Origin of the sequence: Clostridium sp. AF32-12BH, assembly GCF_003477935.1 — a bacterium.
In the GTDB taxonomy this organism is placed as follows: domain Bacteria; phylum Bacillota; class Clostridia; order Lachnospirales; family Lachnospiraceae; genus Brotaphodocola.
In genome coordinates, this window is sequence record NZ_QUEH01000007.1 from 119,796 (window position 1) to 135,551 (window position 15,756).

27 protein-coding genes and 2 tRNA genes are annotated in these 15,756 nt (G+C 35.5%); 1 reads left to right on the forward strand and 28 read right to left on the reverse strand.

All coding sequences use genetic code 11. From position 1 onward, the window contains the following. Positions 1–35: 35 nt before the first annotated feature. The 5 genes from DWZ40_RS08715 to DWZ40_RS08735 form a co-directional block, all read right to left on the reverse strand. Positions 36–710, reverse strand: coding sequence for a hypothetical protein (locus tag DWZ40_RS08715; RefSeq protein ID WP_118542663.1), 675 nt, complete (start codon positions 708–710; stop codon positions 36–38). 31 nt (positions 711–741) lie between these two features. After that, positions 742–814: transfer RNA gene (locus DWZ40_RS08720), tRNA-Met, on the reverse strand. Between the two features lie 215 nt (positions 815–1,029). Next, a tRNA-Gln gene (locus DWZ40_RS08725) sits at positions 1,030–1,102 on the reverse strand. A gap of 333 nt (positions 1,103–1,435) precedes the next feature. Next, positions 1,436–1,714: a hypothetical protein gene (locus DWZ40_RS08730; protein ID WP_118542664.1), complete on the reverse strand. Its 279-nt coding sequence runs from the start codon at positions 1,712–1,714 to the stop codon at positions 1,436–1,438. A 15-nt stretch (positions 1,715–1,729) separates the two neighbouring features. Beyond that, positions 1,730–2,086 (reverse strand): type II toxin-antitoxin system PemK/MazF family toxin, encoded by a 357-nt coding sequence (locus tag DWZ40_RS08735; RefSeq protein WP_182431673.1) that lies wholly within the window; start codon positions 2,084–2,086, stop codon positions 1,730–1,732. 206 nt (positions 2,087–2,292) lie between these two features. Between DWZ40_RS08735 and DWZ40_RS08740 the strand changes: the two genes are divergently transcribed. Continuing rightward, entirely contained in the window at positions 2,293–2,853 is a 561-nt protein-coding gene (locus DWZ40_RS08740; RefSeq protein WP_118542666.1) for a helix-turn-helix transcriptional regulator, read from the forward strand. Between the two features lie 26 nt (positions 2,854–2,879). On the opposite strand, the gene DWZ40_RS08745 is transcribed toward DWZ40_RS08740, so the two are convergent. From DWZ40_RS08745 to DWZ40_RS08840, 23 genes are all read right to left on the reverse strand, one after another. Next, positions 2,880–4,868: a bacterial Ig-like domain-containing protein gene (locus tag DWZ40_RS08745; RefSeq protein WP_182431674.1), complete on the reverse strand. Its 1,989-nt coding sequence runs from the start codon at positions 4,866–4,868 to the stop codon at positions 2,880–2,882. A 70-nt stretch (positions 4,869–4,938) separates the two neighbouring features. Beyond that, a complete protein-coding gene (locus DWZ40_RS19265; protein WP_147354162.1) occupies positions 4,939–5,157 on the reverse strand; it encodes a hypothetical protein in 219 nt (72 codons plus the stop codon). 10 nt (positions 5,158–5,167) lie between these two features. Beyond that, positions 5,168–5,449 carry a hypothetical protein gene (locus DWZ40_RS08750; protein ID WP_118542668.1) on the reverse strand — a complete coding sequence of 94 codons (282 nt, stop codon included), beginning with the start codon at positions 5,447–5,449 and terminating at the stop codon, positions 5,168–5,170. A 24-nt stretch (positions 5,450–5,473) separates the two neighbouring features. Next, positions 5,474–5,698: a hypothetical protein gene (locus tag DWZ40_RS08755; protein ID WP_118542669.1), complete on the reverse strand. Its 225-nt coding sequence runs from the start codon at positions 5,696–5,698 to the stop codon at positions 5,474–5,476. A gap of 21 nt (positions 5,699–5,719) precedes the next feature. Continuing rightward, on the reverse strand, positions 5,720–5,887 hold the full coding sequence (locus DWZ40_RS19455; RefSeq protein ID WP_182431675.1) for a hypothetical protein: 168 nt from the start codon (positions 5,885–5,887) through the stop codon (positions 5,720–5,722). 95 nt (positions 5,888–5,982) lie between these two features. Beyond that, a complete protein-coding gene (locus DWZ40_RS08760; RefSeq protein WP_118542670.1) occupies positions 5,983–7,125 on the reverse strand; it encodes a hypothetical protein in 1,143 nt (380 codons plus the stop codon). 5 nt (positions 7,126–7,130) lie between these two features. Then, complete coding sequence (locus tag DWZ40_RS08765) at positions 7,131–7,346, reverse strand: hypothetical protein (RefSeq protein WP_118542671.1); 216 nt, start codon at positions 7,344–7,346, stop codon at positions 7,131–7,133. A gap of 2 nt (positions 7,347–7,348) precedes the next feature. Continuing rightward, a complete protein-coding gene (locus DWZ40_RS08770) occupies positions 7,349–7,627 on the reverse strand; it encodes a hypothetical protein (protein ID WP_118542672.1) in 279 nt (92 codons plus the stop codon). Continuing rightward, positions 7,624–7,809, reverse strand: coding sequence for a hypothetical protein (locus DWZ40_RS08775; protein WP_118542673.1), 186 nt, complete (start codon positions 7,807–7,809; stop codon positions 7,624–7,626). Before DWZ40_RS08775 ends, DWZ40_RS08770 begins: the two co-directional genes overlap by 4 nt. A gap of 136 nt (positions 7,810–7,945) precedes the next feature. Then, positions 7,946–8,980 carry a tyrosine-type recombinase/integrase gene (locus DWZ40_RS08780; RefSeq protein WP_182431676.1) on the reverse strand — a complete coding sequence of 345 codons (1,035 nt, stop codon included), beginning with the start codon at positions 8,978–8,980 and terminating at the stop codon, positions 7,946–7,948. Between the two features lie 117 nt (positions 8,981–9,097). Next, complete coding sequence (locus DWZ40_RS19460; RefSeq protein WP_182431677.1) at positions 9,098–9,241, reverse strand: hypothetical protein; 144 nt, start codon at positions 9,239–9,241, stop codon at positions 9,098–9,100. 153 nt (positions 9,242–9,394) lie between these two features. After that, positions 9,395–9,679: a hypothetical protein gene (locus DWZ40_RS08785; RefSeq protein ID WP_118542675.1), complete on the reverse strand. Its 285-nt coding sequence runs from the start codon at positions 9,677–9,679 to the stop codon at positions 9,395–9,397. 37 nt (positions 9,680–9,716) lie between these two features. Beyond that, a complete protein-coding gene (locus DWZ40_RS08790; RefSeq protein WP_118542676.1) occupies positions 9,717–10,016 on the reverse strand; it encodes a hypothetical protein in 300 nt (99 codons plus the stop codon). A gap of 44 nt (positions 10,017–10,060) precedes the next feature. Further along, the gene (locus DWZ40_RS08795; RefSeq protein ID WP_118542677.1) at positions 10,061–10,753 is read right to left on the reverse strand and encodes a hypothetical protein; all 693 of its coding nucleotides are present in this window, start codon (positions 10,751–10,753) and stop codon (positions 10,061–10,063) included. A 34-nt stretch (positions 10,754–10,787) separates the two neighbouring features. Beyond that, on the reverse strand, positions 10,788–11,273 hold the full coding sequence (locus tag DWZ40_RS08800) for a hypothetical protein (RefSeq protein WP_118542678.1): 486 nt from the start codon (positions 11,271–11,273) through the stop codon (positions 10,788–10,790). A 24-nt stretch (positions 11,274–11,297) separates the two neighbouring features. Then, positions 11,298–11,780 carry a hypothetical protein gene (locus DWZ40_RS08805; protein ID WP_147354164.1) on the reverse strand — a complete coding sequence of 161 codons (483 nt, stop codon included), beginning with the start codon at positions 11,778–11,780 and terminating at the stop codon, positions 11,298–11,300. Between the two features lie 87 nt (positions 11,781–11,867). Continuing rightward, a complete protein-coding gene (locus DWZ40_RS08810; protein WP_118542680.1) occupies positions 11,868–12,542 on the reverse strand; it encodes a hypothetical protein in 675 nt (224 codons plus the stop codon). A gap of 613 nt (positions 12,543–13,155) precedes the next feature. Beyond that, the gene (locus DWZ40_RS08815) at positions 13,156–13,632 is read right to left on the reverse strand and encodes a hypothetical protein (RefSeq protein ID WP_118542681.1); all 477 of its coding nucleotides are present in this window, start codon (positions 13,630–13,632) and stop codon (positions 13,156–13,158) included. Between the two features lie 15 nt (positions 13,633–13,647). Beyond that, entirely contained in the window at positions 13,648–13,974 is a 327-nt protein-coding gene (locus tag DWZ40_RS08820) for a hypothetical protein (RefSeq protein ID WP_118542682.1), read from the reverse strand. A 9-nt stretch (positions 13,975–13,983) separates the two neighbouring features. Further along, positions 13,984–14,448, reverse strand: coding sequence for a hypothetical protein (locus DWZ40_RS08825; RefSeq protein WP_118542683.1), 465 nt, complete (start codon positions 14,446–14,448; stop codon positions 13,984–13,986). A 17-nt stretch (positions 14,449–14,465) separates the two neighbouring features. Beyond that, complete coding sequence (locus DWZ40_RS08830) at positions 14,466–14,777, reverse strand: hypothetical protein (RefSeq protein WP_118542684.1); 312 nt, start codon at positions 14,775–14,777, stop codon at positions 14,466–14,468. Positions 14,778–14,792: 15 nt separating this feature from the next. Beyond that, the gene (locus DWZ40_RS08835) at positions 14,793–15,398 is read right to left on the reverse strand and encodes a hypothetical protein (RefSeq protein WP_147354165.1); all 606 of its coding nucleotides are present in this window, start codon (positions 15,396–15,398) and stop codon (positions 14,793–14,795) included. A gap of 46 nt (positions 15,399–15,444) precedes the next feature. Further along, positions 15,445–15,660, reverse strand: coding sequence for a hypothetical protein (locus DWZ40_RS08840; RefSeq protein WP_118542686.1), 216 nt, complete (start codon positions 15,658–15,660; stop codon positions 15,445–15,447). Between the last annotated feature and the right edge of the window lie 96 nt (positions 15,661–15,756).

Sequence of the window (15,756 nt, forward strand, 5' to 3'; positions counted from 1 at the left end):
TAATATACTTACCATTCTCCGATACGGGGAAAGTTTTATCCTAAGATATTTAACACTGCTTTATAGTATTCAGTGCGTCCTCTGTACCCTACATTGGTTACTTTGGAAAGTTCTTCTTTCAGCTTACCAATCGAATAATTCTTGCTCAGTGCATCCTGCATTACCTGCACATAACGAATAGGCTGTTTGATCCTCTTGTGCTTGCCCCGCACATCTTCCAGAAGATACCCGATCTTTGCCATCTTGTGAGCCTGTGGCTTTTTACCGTGCTTCTCCTTGTAACCCTGTAAGGCATGTACAATATCCGTCTCGGCACAATCATATTTGCTCAGTGCAGAATTAAGGATGTTATAATATGTATTAAGTTGGTTCATATCCCAACCAGCAAGTCCGATGATGTTATGAGCTTCCTCATAAATCTGATCGAGGATCTTCTCATCAAACTCGATATCGTTGGATCCAATGTACACATCAGCATTTCCTTTATAGTTGAGCGAATGCTGATTCTTTGGAACTTCATACGATTCAGCTTCTACAAGATAATAATCCTTTACCCAGGAATACTTCTCTCTGGCACGATTCTTAAAAGCTCTTGCCGATTGATAAGTGAATTTCTTAGCGTTTACCGAATAAGTTGTGTGAAGATACTCTCCCGGTTTCTGTGGATTTTCAATGACATAATCTTTGCCATTCGTGAGAACGTAATCCATTATGACCACTTCCTTTCAATTTTATTGTTAGTGGACGCTCGGAGACTTGAACTCCGGACTATCAATTTATGAGATTGACCTTCTGCCAACTGAAGTAAGCGTCCATACACATCTCTGGTGCGTCCACCGTCGATGTATGCTCGAACATTTGTTTTATGTTTCTATAAATTTTATTTTTGTTATTAACATCTTCAGATATCCTCGTAATACAATAGGATTCTCTTTTTTGGAATTTCACCTCTAAACATAGAGGTTACAATCAATAGTTACCGTAATAATGGTAAACTTATTACACCCCTCTGCGCGTCCACACAGGGAGCTGGGCATACTGGATTCGAACCAGTGCAATACAAGAATCAAAATCTTGCGCCTTACCGCTTGGCGAATGCCCAATGATATTGTTTTTTGTCATAATATGTTGTAATTTTGTCGGAAATAATGCTGAAATCGCATGAAAAATTTGATATAATATTGACTTTTAGATAAAAACTATGTATTATAAATATGCGATTGATAGAGGGGAAGTGCGTCAACACTTCGTCCCGGCAAATATCAGCGTGTGTGTTTGATGTGGTTCGGACAACATATGGTGCGCCAACACCGTTGTCCGGCTACATCTTTTTTTTATTTCCAATAATTACTATAGACCGAACACATGTCCGTGTCAAGTACTTTTTTCGAACATTTGTTTGGTTTCTTTTTCCAGAAATGGAAATTCCTGGAAATTATTGTCGAAAGAGAATGACACCTTCTTTCCCCTTCAACCGTAAATCCGGAAAGTTATCCTGCCTCTCTGTATAACATCTAAGCTGCTTTATGAAGTCATCGCAAACAGAAATAACAGTCTCAGCTTCTTTAATCATGCTTTCGCATTCCAAAAACTTCTTCTTGGTAAACGAATTGACCGCCCTTGGATCTTCCAAATCATTCACGGCGACTAATACCACCGCATCCTTTTTTGCCAATTTCTTAGCATCCTCAACACTCATTAAGACATAATTCATAATCATCCTCCTCTATTACAGACCCCAGTTTGCAAAAAACACTCTCTGAATCTCATCCTGACCAGTCTTGTCAACAATTCTACCAAGCTTCTTAAGAATTCTGAGTTCAGAAATCTGTTTAATGGCTTCTCCTAAGAGATATGAATCTTTTGTAAGACCGTATTTTTCATTCGCACGGAAAAAAGAATGCGTAGATTGAGTCAAACTTCGTTTCTGCGTTGTGAATGGAAAAACAAGAGTTGTTGGACTATGTAAATTCCCAAGATTATTCTGTACAATCACTGCCGGTCTAATACCGCCTTGTTCACCAGCCAACACATCATCACCAAAGTCTACTAAAATTACGTCGAATTTTCTGTAGCCGCCTTCCACTGTTGCATCCTCCTTTCCATAAGATTTTGTTTGTTTTTCTTTGACTGTCTTGATTATATTACACTTAAGATTAAATGTCAAGGTTTAATTTAAGCATTTAATCTTAAAATAATTTTATTTTTTAAAGTGAATTCAATTTCTTTCTGATTCAATATGTGTTATACTTAACATTGAACTCTAGGATTAAATATTATGGAGGTCTTATTATGTATAAAATCGACATAAAAAAACTCGTTGATTCAAAGTATGATAAATTAAATAAGTTTGCAGTTGCTATTCATATTTCCTACAATGCCGCTGAAAAATTATACAATGGCACCACATCTCGTATTGAGTTTGATACATTGGAGGCATTATGTAAAGAATTTAATTGTACACCAAATGATATTATTGCTGAACAGATATGTAATGAATTTATACCAATATCTACAACACAAGCTCAGAATTCCAGACGACGTACGAGAGAACGAATCGAAATGCAAGAGCAACAAAAGAATCATGAGAAAAAGATACAAGCATACAAAGATATAATAAATACCATTTCAACTGGACAAGGTTCAAAGCTACCATCTCAAACACAACAAAAAATGGCATATGTCACACTATTGCAAGAAAAATTCTCCAACTCTATAAATGAATTGCAACGACAATATACAAAAACGATTTCCGAAATTGACGAATGTATTGATGAATTTATTGTGTTTAACAATGAGCATAAACAAATATCAGACAATGATAAAAAATCAGACTCAGGCGATGCTAAATAAGCACCGCCTTTCTCTATTTTCGCTAGTCAATTTTCAATTAACGCTCCATTATCGGCAAAAATATAACGTTTTTCACCGATGAAAGTCTCATTTCTTGCCATTGCTCCGTCCTTGAATAAATAATACCAAATACCATTTACTTGTACCCAGCCGGTTATCATATAACCGTCGCTTCCAATGAGATACCATTTATCACTCTGGAAGACCCAGTTGGATTTTACCTCTTCTCCGTTGCTGATAAACTTCCATTTACCGTCCAACTCCTGCTGCCATATGCCATCATAAATATAATTCGTGTAAGCCATAGTTATAGTTGGATATGTATTTACAGTTTGTGTCGCAACTGTCTTATAAGAGGAAGAACTGCCACATCCGCCACCTGAGCCACCGGAACTGTGTGATTTTCCACTTGATGAAGAAGGAACCTGCTGCTCAATGTCCACTTTTGGTGTTGGAATGTTCACTTTTACATCGTCAATGTCCGGTTTTGGTTGCTTAATGTCCTCATCTTGCATATTATCTTCCATATTATCTGACTTAATTACATTCACAGCAAAGGAAGTCTTAAACACATCATATGTGATTACAATTTCTTTTTCACCAACCGAAGAAGAATCGAATTTTGATTTCGCATATACGAACAGTTCTCTTTCTGTGTCGTCCGAATATTGTCCAAACACGGATAATCCTTCAAGATTTAGCTCATCTCCTACAAGATATTCTCTCTTTGTCGGGAGATTTTTGATATAAATTCCTATCATCTCAACTGGTTCCAACAGTTCAAAACTACATCCAAAATTCTCTTCGTAGTAATTATCATTTCCAACAGCATCATTGATCACAACGCAATCAATCACCCAAACGCCCGGATTATCAAAATCAGTAAACTCAGCAGAAGTCTCATATTTGCCCGATTTGCCACCATTCTGATTTACAGGAAATGATACCCATTTGAACTGATCCGTGTCCTTATTGAACAATCTAATAGCCATGGAAGATAAACCAGAGCCTTCCTCTACAACATTAGCTGTGATGTTTAAAATATATGGTGAACGACCATTTACAGCATCAAATACAACCGATGTTACCTCTGGCGGCACATAATCATCTCGCCAATAATTCACTACTTCACAAGATTCTTCTAACCATTCTGACTTAATAAATCCATCTGTCCAGTTGTTCATACCGTCCGATACAGTAATCATTCCGATTTTATATGTGCCAGAAACGTAAGTTTTTTGAATCGGAACGGAACATGTATATGTATCTTGCAGATTATCTGGGTCAAAATGAAACGTCTTACTTACTTTTGACTGATTGCCGTGATCATCTTCTCCGATTAGAGTCAGCGAAATGTCTTTAATTCCAGACTCGTCTTCCACTTCAACCTCAACCACAATATCATCTGGCGCATAAATCTTATCAGAAACAATCCTTGCATCTTTGACAGTTGGTGGCTCAAAATCCGTGTTTCCGTTAATATAAAACTTTGCAGAGTTAAAAGTCTCGAATCCACCAGAATAATTATAGTTGTTATCGGCGGCATAAGCATATATCTGCCAATAACCGGAAGAAATTGTTTTATCTGTGAATGTATATTCCAGTTCGTATTCACCGGAATAATTCTCAGCATCAAACTTATAAGTCTTATTTACATATCGGCTGGAATCAAGGCTCTCGATCCGCACACAAATTTCTCGCAAACCGGAATCTTCTTCCTCAATGTCAACAGTGAAATTTACAGTTCCTGGCAATTCAGAAATATCGTTATCTACAGTAATTTCTTTGATAATAGGTGCTTCAGTATCGACAAGCTGCAAAGAAATATCGTTATAAAGTTCCATTTCTTCATCCAGGCGTTCATCTTCATCCCAATCGGAGTCTGTTGCTAAATTTGAAGAAGTCGCTTTGTTGGACTGAGTGGCAGCGTTAATAGTTATAGAAGGAAAGCTCACATTGGCAGCTAATAATGCCACAATTAGAGCGGTCGACAGGTTACGTTTAAAGTGATTCAATAGTTTGTACTTCCTATTCTTTTGTATTTTCAGCATATTTATATGCCAAATTGCAGTTAAATTTATATGTTCAATAAGTATTAATCCAATCAAGATATTCTAATGCAAGCCAATTTTTGAAACATTGCATTTGTCTACACTCTTTATAATCATGTTTATTACCTCCAAAGTTTTCACAGTTTTTGCACATATTATAAAGTTCTGGACTTTCTTTTTTTCTAAAAGAACCAGGAGAATTTAGATGGTTTTGATATACTTCTTCTAATTGGTGTTCTGTCTTTTCTCTCATATAACCCCTTTCAGCCTTTATTGATCTGTCTAGTCAGCCGTGCATACTCGTTGAATACTTTTGTAACAACGCAAGTGTCGCACTCTTCCTGTTCACATGTCCAGCTACACGGCACTACATCGTCCACTTCGCCATGAGCATCAATAGTACATAACTCTTTATGTACATAATCCCTTTCGTACTCAACCATTTCAATCTCAACATAGCAGGTTGGCTTGAGATCATCCATGTCTGGTTGCTGCTTCTTGCAATTGCTATTCTTGCAAATCTCACAATACCTTGATACTTCCATTGTTGCGTCCTCCAAATTTCAGTTTTATTGATTCGGATTTACCGTTTCGATGAAAATGTCTATTGTCTCGGCTGTTCCATCGTTTCCCACTTGTATCACTTTTTTATCTTTTACGTAGTCCCAGCCTTTCATCATATAATTCTGATTATACAAACGGCTTGAATCAAACCTCAAATCATTGTTTCCCGCTTCATAAACATTAACTATAAGTCTTTTGTCTAGTACATCAAATAATTCACTTACTGTCACGCTTTATTCACATCCCGTTATTCAATCAATATTTTTAACATTAATGTACAATTCTCTATAATGACCTGGATTAATTTCATAATCTATGCCGTCGATTATTTTCAACGGCATATCATCCCTACTCGTAATGTAAATTTCCAAGTCGTCTGGCAAATTTTTAATAGCTGTTTTTAATTCTCCAAGAGTCATCTGTTATCATCCTTCTCAGTTTTATGTAAACCTTACAAAACTCTTGATTTTCCTAGGTTTTTTGAGTATGATTTTTGTTTGAAATCGAGATTTCATTATTCCATTTGGTCAATCAAGATTTTGATTTCACTTTTTGCTTCATCGGGTAATCTATTCCCATAGATGTTATACCATCGCAAAAATTTCTCTTTGAGAGTTAATACATTTGCACTTGGTAAACTCATCAATTCTTCAATGCGCTTTTTCGTTTCATCTTTGAGTAATCTTGCCACCTTAAATGGAACTACTACTGGATTTCCATCATATGCTTTTACCTTTTCAATATCATCCTGGGAACTCACCGGAACAGAATACGGTTGTGGATTCTGAGTATCAAAGGATTCTATTAACATATTTTGAACCTTTTTTACATCGTCCTTGTATATGTTGAATTCAAGATGATATACGTCATCCGAAGTTTCTTCAATCATTTCACGCACTTTTTCTATTTCGATATCACCTTTGACCATTGCTTCGGCAATCATCAAAGATGTAGCTTGTCCAACATTCCAGTCGTCACAAGTCTTACGATCGCGTTCCAACTTGATGTACTTTGGTTTAAAATTATAACCATATTTTAAATTTTGGTTACACTTAACGAATAAACTATTTACATATACTTCACCAGCGTATTCATCGTCCAAAATGATTTCTCCATATTGAGTATCTGCCTTTTTATATTCATATCCCTCAAAATGAAGCCATACTTTATATAAATTATCATACTCATCACTTGTGACATTGCCGATTTCAATCCGTAACTCGGCATCATCGCTTGGTTTCTTATAAACATAAAAAGCGAGAATTTTCTCTAACCATTTTTCAGAATTCTTGAATCTGGATTCCCACACCTCTTTTTTAGCGTTGTTATAAATGGTAAATGTCTTCCCTAATCTATTGAGAACAAGCGCAGCAATCTTGTATCCTTCACCAAATTGACCTACTGTGTCCTCGTTATCTGCCTTGCTGCTCCTACCAAGCAGTAATGTATTCACCTTTAAAACAGATTTTGCATTGATCAAACTCACAATCTTCTTTTCACGGTCATAAGTAATCCGGAATTTATTTTCTTTGTCTAATGTTTCCTGATCAGTTCCATTTTGGATTAATTCACGCATCGCATCATTAAATGTCCAATCAGAAACATAATTCGGAGTCAGCGTTAATTCATAACATGTAGCTTGTATGTTTTTATCCATAAATCTTACCTCATTTCCAAAAGTTCCTTTAATTTTTCCAATTCCTCAGTAATCACGTTGATACATTTTAGCGCTTCGACTTTCGTAGCATTATCCAAAACCGCATCATCTCTATCCTTGAAATAATACAACCCTTTATTTGGACAAGTTTCATATATGCCGCAAGAATCACTTCCACATCGTTCATGTTCTCCATTTGAATTACAACCGTAGTGTCCCATACCTAATTCTCCTCGTCTATCACAATTCCACCGTGAATAATTACCCTCTTACCGTCTACGTCAAAATATACTTCATTCTCACTGTCAGACACATCAAATTTTCCAGACCAACTTTTGATCTCAGTTCCGTTATAATCATACACAGTGACAGTACGATTTAAGCCGCCACCATAATTACTACTAAACGACTTCACGCTCCGCTCCCAACTGGCTGTGCAACCAGTTGCTCCAAACACTGCAACAGCACCAACAACCGCAATAATTTTCTTCCAATTTCTCATTCTCTTTCTTCCTTTCTCAATTTATCCAATTTTACTTTCTTCTGATTCAAATGTCTCACCCTTGCCCGTGGTTTATATTTATCACACTTCTGGCAATAGTGAGCGTGATCCGCTTCTCTTCCTTTACTGCACTGACCAGCACAAATATAATACAGACATGGTGTTTCTCTAGTCTTCGCCATTTTCGTTCTCCTCTCTGCTATACTCTTTCACCCACTCTTTGCAATAGTCGTGTTCACCAGCGGGCGACCAATCACACTGATACTCATGCAAACAATTCCAACAAGTTTTCTTTTCCATAACCTTTTATTCTCCTTTTTATTCTAATTTCACATTATCGATTTCATCTAAAATCTCGTTCAAGGCAACAGCATTATCTTCTGGGCGCATTTTAATTGCTTTTAAAATAATATTTCTTAGATCCTGCTCCTTGACAGTGACCACCGGACTATTCTTTTTGAGGTCATAATTACCATTGGAAACACCACTTAAAAATTCGCCAATGTCCTGATAATACATTCTCTCTCTTTCTTCTGACAATCCGATATAATGCATGGTCGTCTGGGTATCACTATGTCCAAAGATATTCTGTAAAGTTTCCAGACATAACATATCGTGTGGGTGAATTACCTTGCTATAATAACCGAAAGACCGCCGAATGCTATGGATTGTAACTTTATACTGAATGTTGTTATACTCGACTGCCTTTTTGAAAACCTTATCAAATGCTCCGACTTGCCACTTAGAAATATCTTTAAATATGACTTCCTTATAGATAAATTCTCCTAATGTTTTAAATTCCTTCTGATGTTTTCTCCACTCAGATAAAATCTTTCCAATTCTATCCTCACCATAATCCTTGTTGTATTTTCCTACGAACTCAGCAATCATTTCCAGAGCTTCTTCGTCTGAGCAATTCGGAGACTTCTGCTCATGGAAGAACTCATCTTCTCCCATTTTTCTCCACTCGTACTTCATATCATATGGGAAAATATAATCATCCAAATCATCCATGGGATTAATTTTTGTGATTTCAAGATATTCCTTGATAACCTGTTTTGCATAAGGGGAAACGTATATGATATTGTATTTTCCGGTTTTCTGTTCCTCAATAGTTCTGATCTCGTCCTTCATTGTTCCATTTGGATAAAAAATATCTGACCACACCATGTCGAGCGTATCACCTACTCTTCTTCCAAACAGAAATAGCAGCATGAATTTTAAATAATCGTTCCACATTTCATTATTTCGGAAATAATCAATCATTCCCTTAATGTCTTCCATATTCCAAAATGGGTATCCTTTTGTTTTTCCTTTTTTCTTCGTTGCGTAATTTTTCTTCTGTTCTGCCATGGTTTTATTCCTCCTCAAATATTCATTCTCCATTTTGGCGCAAAAAATAAGAGATAGAAAAATCCATCTCTTATAGTGAATGAACCACCAACATTTAACCGCTGGCAATTCTCTTATTTAATTGTTTATAATTCTGACTGCAAGCTCACTTAATTGTTTTGCTACGTTTATAACTCTGTCTCCATCATGTTGTCTATATACTTCATCTAACCGTTTCCTAATTTGTTTCCGTTCTGTTTGCGTATTCTTCATATCTTTCATGATCTCTCACCTCTTGAATTTTATGATTAATATACTTTGATTATACTTGGCAAATAAACTGTGAACAACATGTCAGTCAATTTTTCGTTATTTCTTGGCACGTTTATTGAGACTGTTATAACTTTTTAATAACGAAATGTCTGTTTCATATAATTATTTTTCATTATTTTCTAAATAATTTATTGCATCTTGATACTCTTTTACTTTTTCATATAATAACTTAGTTACTTCTATAATTGCTTTATTCTTAGCCTCTTCCATATCTTCAGTATTTAAACTGTATTGCTCAACATTAAGGTCTCTACATGTTAAAAACCATTGTTCTCCACAATGCAGATATTTATGAACTCTGAATTTAATTCCATTTGCATCACATTCTAGTACACTTGGTTTCCTTGTTTTGCTTGCTCTACTATAACTTGTTACATCTTTATACATAATATTTCCTTTCCATTGAAAACAATCTTTTGTTGTGTTATTCCACTTCCTTCAGATATACACGGCGCTCTTTTCCATTTTCCAGAGCGATAAAACATGGTTTCTCATTGCCGTACAACACTTCATTTACTGTATAATGTCCGCCCCATGACGATTCAACCATAAGCTGATCCATGGTATTATGATACAGAGAAAAGTATTTATTTTCTGGCAGTTCTACCAGAAATTTATCACTACACGTTGCGGTGGATGCCGGAACGCCGTATGTAAATACGCCGCGTTTCTCTGCGCCTAACACGCCATAATTCTTATAGATCTCAAATCTGTTTTCGCTCATACCTCTACCTCCGTTTTATTGACATGAAAGCAATTTTCTAACCATTAATCCTCAATATCAACCGGATTGTCAAGTTTCAAAAATTCATCTCGATTCTCAACCATAGCCTTATAAGCAATAGAATTAATTTTATTCTGACAGAAAGACTCAATTTCTCCCTTGGCTTCCATTACAGTTTGATCCATTTGCTTGTTGAACTGATCTGCAATCAATCCAATATTGCTACCAATATCCGTACTCAACCTAGATAACTTTCTTAAAATTTCTTCTTTATCTGATTTCGTCAAAGTCTTTTTGGAAGAAAATAATTCCGATACTTCAGCAATTAACTCCTTAGAGTTTTGCATTACATCATCTGTCTTTCCTTTAAATTCATTTGCAAACTGTTCTCTCTTACTTACGAAATCACATTCTGGAATCCTCCCATCCAATTCAGTATATCGAATAGTACACGGAATACCGCTGCCTTGACCAAATGATGTAATCGCTTCGGCAAATTGGTAATAGCTCATTTCTACTTTTGCAATTAAATCATTTCCATGAATGCTATCGCTATATAATCCACGGGTGATATCGGCATGTCTCAGTTCCATGGTAATCGTATTCCCATGTTCAATGCTACTTCCAAATAAAGAAGTTTTGCTACCAGAAGCTCTATTAAAAACAATGGTTCCGTATGCCGGATGAGTCGTTCTTTCACCAAACTGCGTTTGTTCTTTTTTATATTCGTTTTTCATGATATCACCTCTACAATTTCACTTTTTAAAATAACTATTCTATGTGCTCTTTATTTACGTATCGTACAAACCGCTCATCACATTCATCGGTTCCTTCATCCGGACAATCTCCATATAATGCCCGGCAGTCCGCACATTTGAAAATTTTGCTCAAATCTATCACTGGTTCAGCATAATTTTCCTGCCACTCCACCAGCATTTCCGCAAATGTATTGAATTTTTCCACTGACATTTTCTGAATCTGTTCGCATAAACTGCTCTTCATTGCATCCAGATTGGTCTTGGACTTCTTCTTTTCTCTGACTATTTCTTGCTTGCCGACAACATCAAGATAATAATCCTGGCATTCTTCAACTTCAAAGTCGTTTGTTTCGGGACGATCCCACTGATCTTGAGTAAGCCATCCACTCCCTATGACAAAATTTAGATCTCCATTTTCCGAAAGCCAGATGATATTTCCATCTTCAATAATCCTGTCTGAACTGGATTTTGTTACTGTATATAATTTTAATTTTTCCATAACGTATTACCTCAATATTATACTTTATACATCATCCATTGAATAACCGCTCTGGCATATTAATTCTCTCATAATGCCAATATCATAATTATTATTCTCCATGTCCGACAATATTCCTTCAACATCGCAACCTGTGAAAGTGTTTTTTGAGCAATCTTCAAACACATCCATTATTGCAATAAGCTTAATTTGCGCATCAAAAAATTCTTCCCAGTCATCTTCAAGACACTTCGTATCATCGGAAAGAATAAGTTCTATTTGCTCTAATGCCGCGCTGATATAATCACAAAAATGAATATCTCTGCCAAAATATCTTTCTTCTTTTCTCAGATATTTTTTCTGAAACAATTTTTCAATTGTGCGCAATTGCGTACGGCGTTCTTCATCTTTCAATTTCTGTTTAAGCGCCGCTATACTATCTTCTCCTACGATCAACACCTTATTGCCTGCTTTGGTAAAGAAGCATGATTCGTTATGCCGACAGTCTTCAATAAGTTTCTCAGACATATAGCTAGTATAAAAATATCTCATATAATCATCTAGTTGTTCCATTTTGTATTTCCGTTTCTAGATATTCTCTTAAAATCTGAATTTCTAATACACTATATTAGTTTCTTCGGTAATTTTGTTTATCAAATGTTCAAGCTCATCATATTTACCCAATAAATATTTCAGTTCTTCAACGGTAATTTCTCTTTGTAATCTGCTATTTTCCTTTTCGTAGATGCAAGTTTTACCATCACTACAAAAAGTCACATTCACACCAAACGTGGTATTATAAATGTTACTCTTTTCTCTAAAATTCCTTTTGAGAATTGAATATTCATCATGCTCAAGAAAATATCTTTTCTCTTCGTTTTCGCATTTCTTTAACTGACGATGAAACGCTTCGTCGATATATTCTTCATATAAATCATAATCTCCCTTATTAATTATCGTCTTGATATTTCTTTCAGGAGATAAACGGATTCTTCCAATTTCAAAATTGTTATCAAGAACTCCTCTTAAATCATTTTTTCTGATCCAAGCCTTAAAAGAATTGTCCTTTATATTGCCATATTGAGTTTTTGGTAAAGAATCTGCATCTTCTGCAAATTTATCTGCTAGTGCCAACACATAGCTCAATTTCCCATCTTGCATTTTATCAACAAAGTCGATTTTTTCTTCCATCGATAATGTATTTTCGCAATCATATATTTTTTCGTCGCCGATAAATACGCCACCCTTTTGATTATATAACCTCAAATCTTCTAATTTCCATTCAAACACTTTATCACCTCATATCAAATATCATCTTGACACAGTTTTGCTAACCAATTATCCATATTTCGTTCGTTGAAATAATCAACGAGAAATTCTTTCTGTCTATTAGTGATTCTCTGTTTACGATCCCTTGTAATAGAAAAATTATATCCATGTGGGTTATGAAGCAAGATAAATCCCATTTTACATAATTTGTCGCCAGGGTCTTCATTGTATTTTAATTCAATATTTCCTTCTCTATATTCATTTAATAAATATTGGTAAGCCCATGCTTGATGTTTTACAAATTCGACAGAATGAAATGTACCATTTGGAGCAAGCCACCCATAATTTTCTTCTTGACTTTCTACATTTTTATCTGCAAGATTACAATCAATAATTTTATTGTCTATAATCTTTTTTCTACCTCTGATAACTTCTCACGCATCAGAAGCACATTGATCTAAATATTTACCCAATATTATTACATCTCTATTCCAACGAAACAATTATTTTATGTTATATCCATATATCCATTTTGGCATTAATTTACTGTCATATAAATTACGAAGACCAATAGGGAACCTATCTAAAATCTTTCTCCATCTCTCTGCGGTTGTCATAATATTTTTTTCTCCTTTTAACCAACCAACGGTAAAATGCCATATCCTCCATCAATCATTGAGATTGCTTCTTCTAATGACTCTGCTTCGCAACAATCCCAATTACACAATCCATCATAATCATCTAATAAAATCACAGCTTCTACAATATTTCTCGTTGTGAACTTATCGAGATAATCATTGGTTTTGTTTTTCATTTCATATAACAAACTTTTCCCAGAAACTTCCGGCAACTTTTTATGATGCAATTCAGCCAATTTATCCATCGCATCATAAATACTAATTTTATTTCGCTCTACTAGATATTTGTCATCTTCCTTTTCGTAATCTTCATTATAGCCTTTATTAATTCTACTAATCCAAAAATCGTTGCTATCCATGCAAACATAGACCCCTTCAAACATATCATCAATTTCCGGATAATTTACAAGTTGTTCATTTGTAAGCATTGTTTTTACCAATTTGGTTGCGTTATAATATGTAGCAAATTTCATTTAATCACCTTCAAACTATTCTTTCATCTCTTTGTGATTTGCTCTACACTTTACTATCCTCTTAGCATTAATAGATAATTGTTCTCCGTAAACAGGGCGTACCATGGGTAAATAACTCTGAATAACCTTTGGAGAATATCCTATTTTTTTTGCTATTTCTTCTACACTTTTTTCGTTTTCACGCAGTTTCAAAATTTGTGCGTGAACATCACTCAAGACATATCCGTTGCTTGCTAATATTTTTGTAATCCTAAAACGACTGTATTTGGAATTTTTCATTACCGCCGTAACATTACCATACGTTTTATAAAGACTTATAATATCCGTTTCTGTTTTTGTCATAAAATCTTCCTATCTATTCTCTATAATCTCTTTAGCAGATTCACTTGTCAGCATAACCAATTCCCGCTTGTGTATATCCCTATACATTTTTGTCACTTCTTCAAGTGTTCCACCTGCTGCAATCAATGCTTCCATATCTCCGTCGGATTCTTCAAAACCAGTGACCGATTTGCGAAGATAAAACATTTCTTCTGGCTTAATTTCCTTCAGCACATCATAGCGAATAGTCTCCGCCCAGGAAATTTGTTTCTCTGTGCCGGACAGTGTTGGCAGATTATTGTCCTTTGCATACTCTAAAGCATGACGTAAGTGATTTGCCATTTCCGCCTTTTTATAGCACTCTGGACAGGTATCAATATTCTGCTCCGCCCACTGCTCCCATCTCTCAGCGTCGGCACGTTTGAAAAACTGTTTCGTAGTTCTAAACTCGTTACCACATTCAACACAGATCTTGCGCACTTCACCTCTTGCCATAATCACACCTCTTTTCTCTAGTCCAACCAATTCGGAACAAAAATTTCATAATTTCTATTTTCCGTGTCGTAAAACCTTGTCTTCATTCGATATATAGTTATCATATCGGAATTATCTGGTTCACAACCATTGTTATAAACAATATATGTCGCAGCTTCTTCACAATAATCTTTGACCTGTTTGTAAGACATTTCTCTGATACCACGAATTTCATCATCAACATTTTCTTCCAATGGAATACTAAGATCTACGTCTTGCGCATAACCACCTGTATAGATAACTCCATTCTGCTTTCCAGTCTCTTCATATATATCTTTGAAAAATCTCATAGCCGTACATCCGATTTAGCGTTCATATTCCGTTTCCGACTTATGATAACTCAAATTATTTCCATTCAGTCCCGGACAGTTTTGAATTGCTTCGTATTCTTCTTTGGTGATTACCACTCCTGGATCATCTCTTCTCGTATCATAAGGATTTACTTTGATAACATATGTCAAATCCTGTCCAGGATAAATGTCTGTATATAAATCATAAAAATACCACTTCCGGTATTCTATAGTTCCATCCTTTTTAATAGTCTGTCTGACTTTGGCAACTGCTTTACCAGTATTCAAATCAACCGTCAAAGGATTCTTTGTTCTTTTATTGCGCTGCACTGCATATCTATATCTAGTTGGCTTTGAATATGCCGCCTGTGCAGCTGCATTGTTCAATTCCTGTGTTCGACTGTAAACGATTCTTCCAGTAAGAGTTTCTACATTTCCATTAGCAAAAGGAGTGATAATTTCATCGCTGCCAACTAATCTCCATTTGCAAAGTCTATCAATATAGTATCTAACACCGTTAGGCAAGGTGTCTACTTGTTTCTTCCAGTAAGAATCTTCTGCCGCACATTTTACTCCGCTACCTGCTCCAAATAATAAAGTCAAAGCCCCTAAAAGTCCCATAACCATACCCCTTTCTTTCTATTATACCATACATCTGTTCTATTTCCTAATGTTTATTTTTCTCTCTAAATTTTCTGGTGGCTTCCCAGTCGGTAAAGAAACCTTTGTTCATCAACTGCCGAATTTCACTGTCCGGCAAGCATTTGTAATATTTGTAGTATTTCAGTTTCTCCCAGTCAAGGATTCCGACTGATCTATTTTTCTTGCAATAGTCGTACCATTTGTAAATTGCAATAGCTGCAACAACCAATAAGATTTCCATATGTATTCCTCCTAGAATATTGCGTGAAAACTCGTCCACATGACTACCAAAATTGCAGTTCCAGCAATGAAACTTCCAAGTGCTGTCAGCGCATAA

Bases quoted from the DNA above. Each gene is read 5' to 3' on its own strand.
- DWZ40_RS08715 (WP_118542663.1), bottom strand. From the start codon at position 710: ATGGATTACGTTCTCACGAATGGCAAAGATTATGTCATTGAAAATCCA.
- DWZ40_RS08730 (WP_118542664.1), bottom strand. From the start codon at position 1,714: ATGAATTATGTCTTAATGAGTGTTGAGGATGCTAAGAAATTGGCAAAA.
- DWZ40_RS08740 (WP_118542666.1), top strand. From the start codon at position 2,293: ATGTATAAAATCGACATAAAAAAACTCGTTGATTCAAAGTATGATAAA.
- DWZ40_RS19265 (WP_147354162.1), bottom strand. From the start codon at position 5,157: ATGAGAGAAAAGACAGAACACCAATTAGAAGAAGTATATCAAAACCAT.
- DWZ40_RS08750 (WP_118542668.1), bottom strand. From the start codon at position 5,449: ATGGAAGTATCAAGGTATTGTGAGATTTGCAAGAATAGCAATTGCAAG.
- DWZ40_RS19455 (WP_182431675.1), bottom strand. From the start codon at position 5,887: ATGACTCTTGGAGAATTAAAAACAGCTATTAAAAATTTGCCAGACGAC.
- DWZ40_RS08760 (WP_118542670.1), bottom strand. From the start codon at position 7,125: ATGGATAAAAACATACAAGCTACATGTTATGAATTAACGCTGACTCCG.
- DWZ40_RS08765 (WP_118542671.1), bottom strand. From the start codon at position 7,346: ATGGGACACTACGGTTGTAATTCAAATGGAGAACATGAACGATGTGGA.
- DWZ40_RS08770 (WP_118542672.1), bottom strand. From the start codon at position 7,627: ATGAGAAATTGGAAGAAAATTATTGCGGTTGTTGGTGCTGTTGCAGTG.
- DWZ40_RS08775 (WP_118542673.1), bottom strand. From the start codon at position 7,809: ATGGCGAAGACTAGAGAAACACCATGTCTGTATTATATTTGTGCTGGT.
- DWZ40_RS08780 (WP_182431676.1), bottom strand. From the start codon at position 8,980: ATGGCAGAACAGAAGAAAAATTACGCAACGAAGAAAAAAGGAAAAACA.
- DWZ40_RS19460 (WP_182431677.1), bottom strand. From the start codon at position 9,241: ATGAAAGATATGAAGAATACGCAAACAGAACGGAAACAAATTAGGAAA.
- DWZ40_RS08785 (WP_118542675.1), bottom strand. From the start codon at position 9,679: ATGTATAAAGATGTAACAAGTTATAGTAGAGCAAGCAAAACAAGGAAA.
- DWZ40_RS08790 (WP_118542676.1), bottom strand. From the start codon at position 10,016: ATGAGCGAAAACAGATTTGAGATCTATAAGAATTATGGCGTGTTAGGC.
- DWZ40_RS08795 (WP_118542677.1), bottom strand. From the start codon at position 10,753: ATGAAAAACGAATATAAAAAAGAACAAACGCAGTTTGGTGAAAGAACG.
- DWZ40_RS08800 (WP_118542678.1), bottom strand. From the start codon at position 11,273: ATGGAAAAATTAAAATTATATACAGTAACAAAATCCAGTTCAGACAGG.
- DWZ40_RS08805 (WP_147354164.1), bottom strand. From the start codon at position 11,780: ATGTCTGAGAAACTTATTGAAGACTGTCGGCATAACGAATCATGCTTC.
- DWZ40_RS08815 (WP_118542681.1), bottom strand. From the start codon at position 13,632: ATGAAATTTGCTACATATTATAACGCAACCAAATTGGTAAAAACAATG.
- DWZ40_RS08820 (WP_118542682.1), bottom strand. From the start codon at position 13,974: ATGACAAAAACAGAAACGGATATTATAAGTCTTTATAAAACGTATGGT.
- DWZ40_RS08825 (WP_118542683.1), bottom strand. From the start codon at position 14,448: ATGGCAAGAGGTGAAGTGCGCAAGATCTGTGTTGAATGTGGTAACGAG.
- DWZ40_RS08830 (WP_118542684.1), bottom strand. From the start codon at position 14,777: ATGAGATTTTTCAAAGATATATATGAAGAGACTGGAAAGCAGAATGGA.
- DWZ40_RS08835 (WP_147354165.1), bottom strand. From the start codon at position 15,398: ATGGGACTTTTAGGGGCTTTGACTTTATTATTTGGAGCAGGTAGCGGA.
- DWZ40_RS08840 (WP_118542686.1), bottom strand. From the start codon at position 15,660: ATGGAAATCTTATTGGTTGTTGCAGCTATTGCAATTTACAAATGGTAC.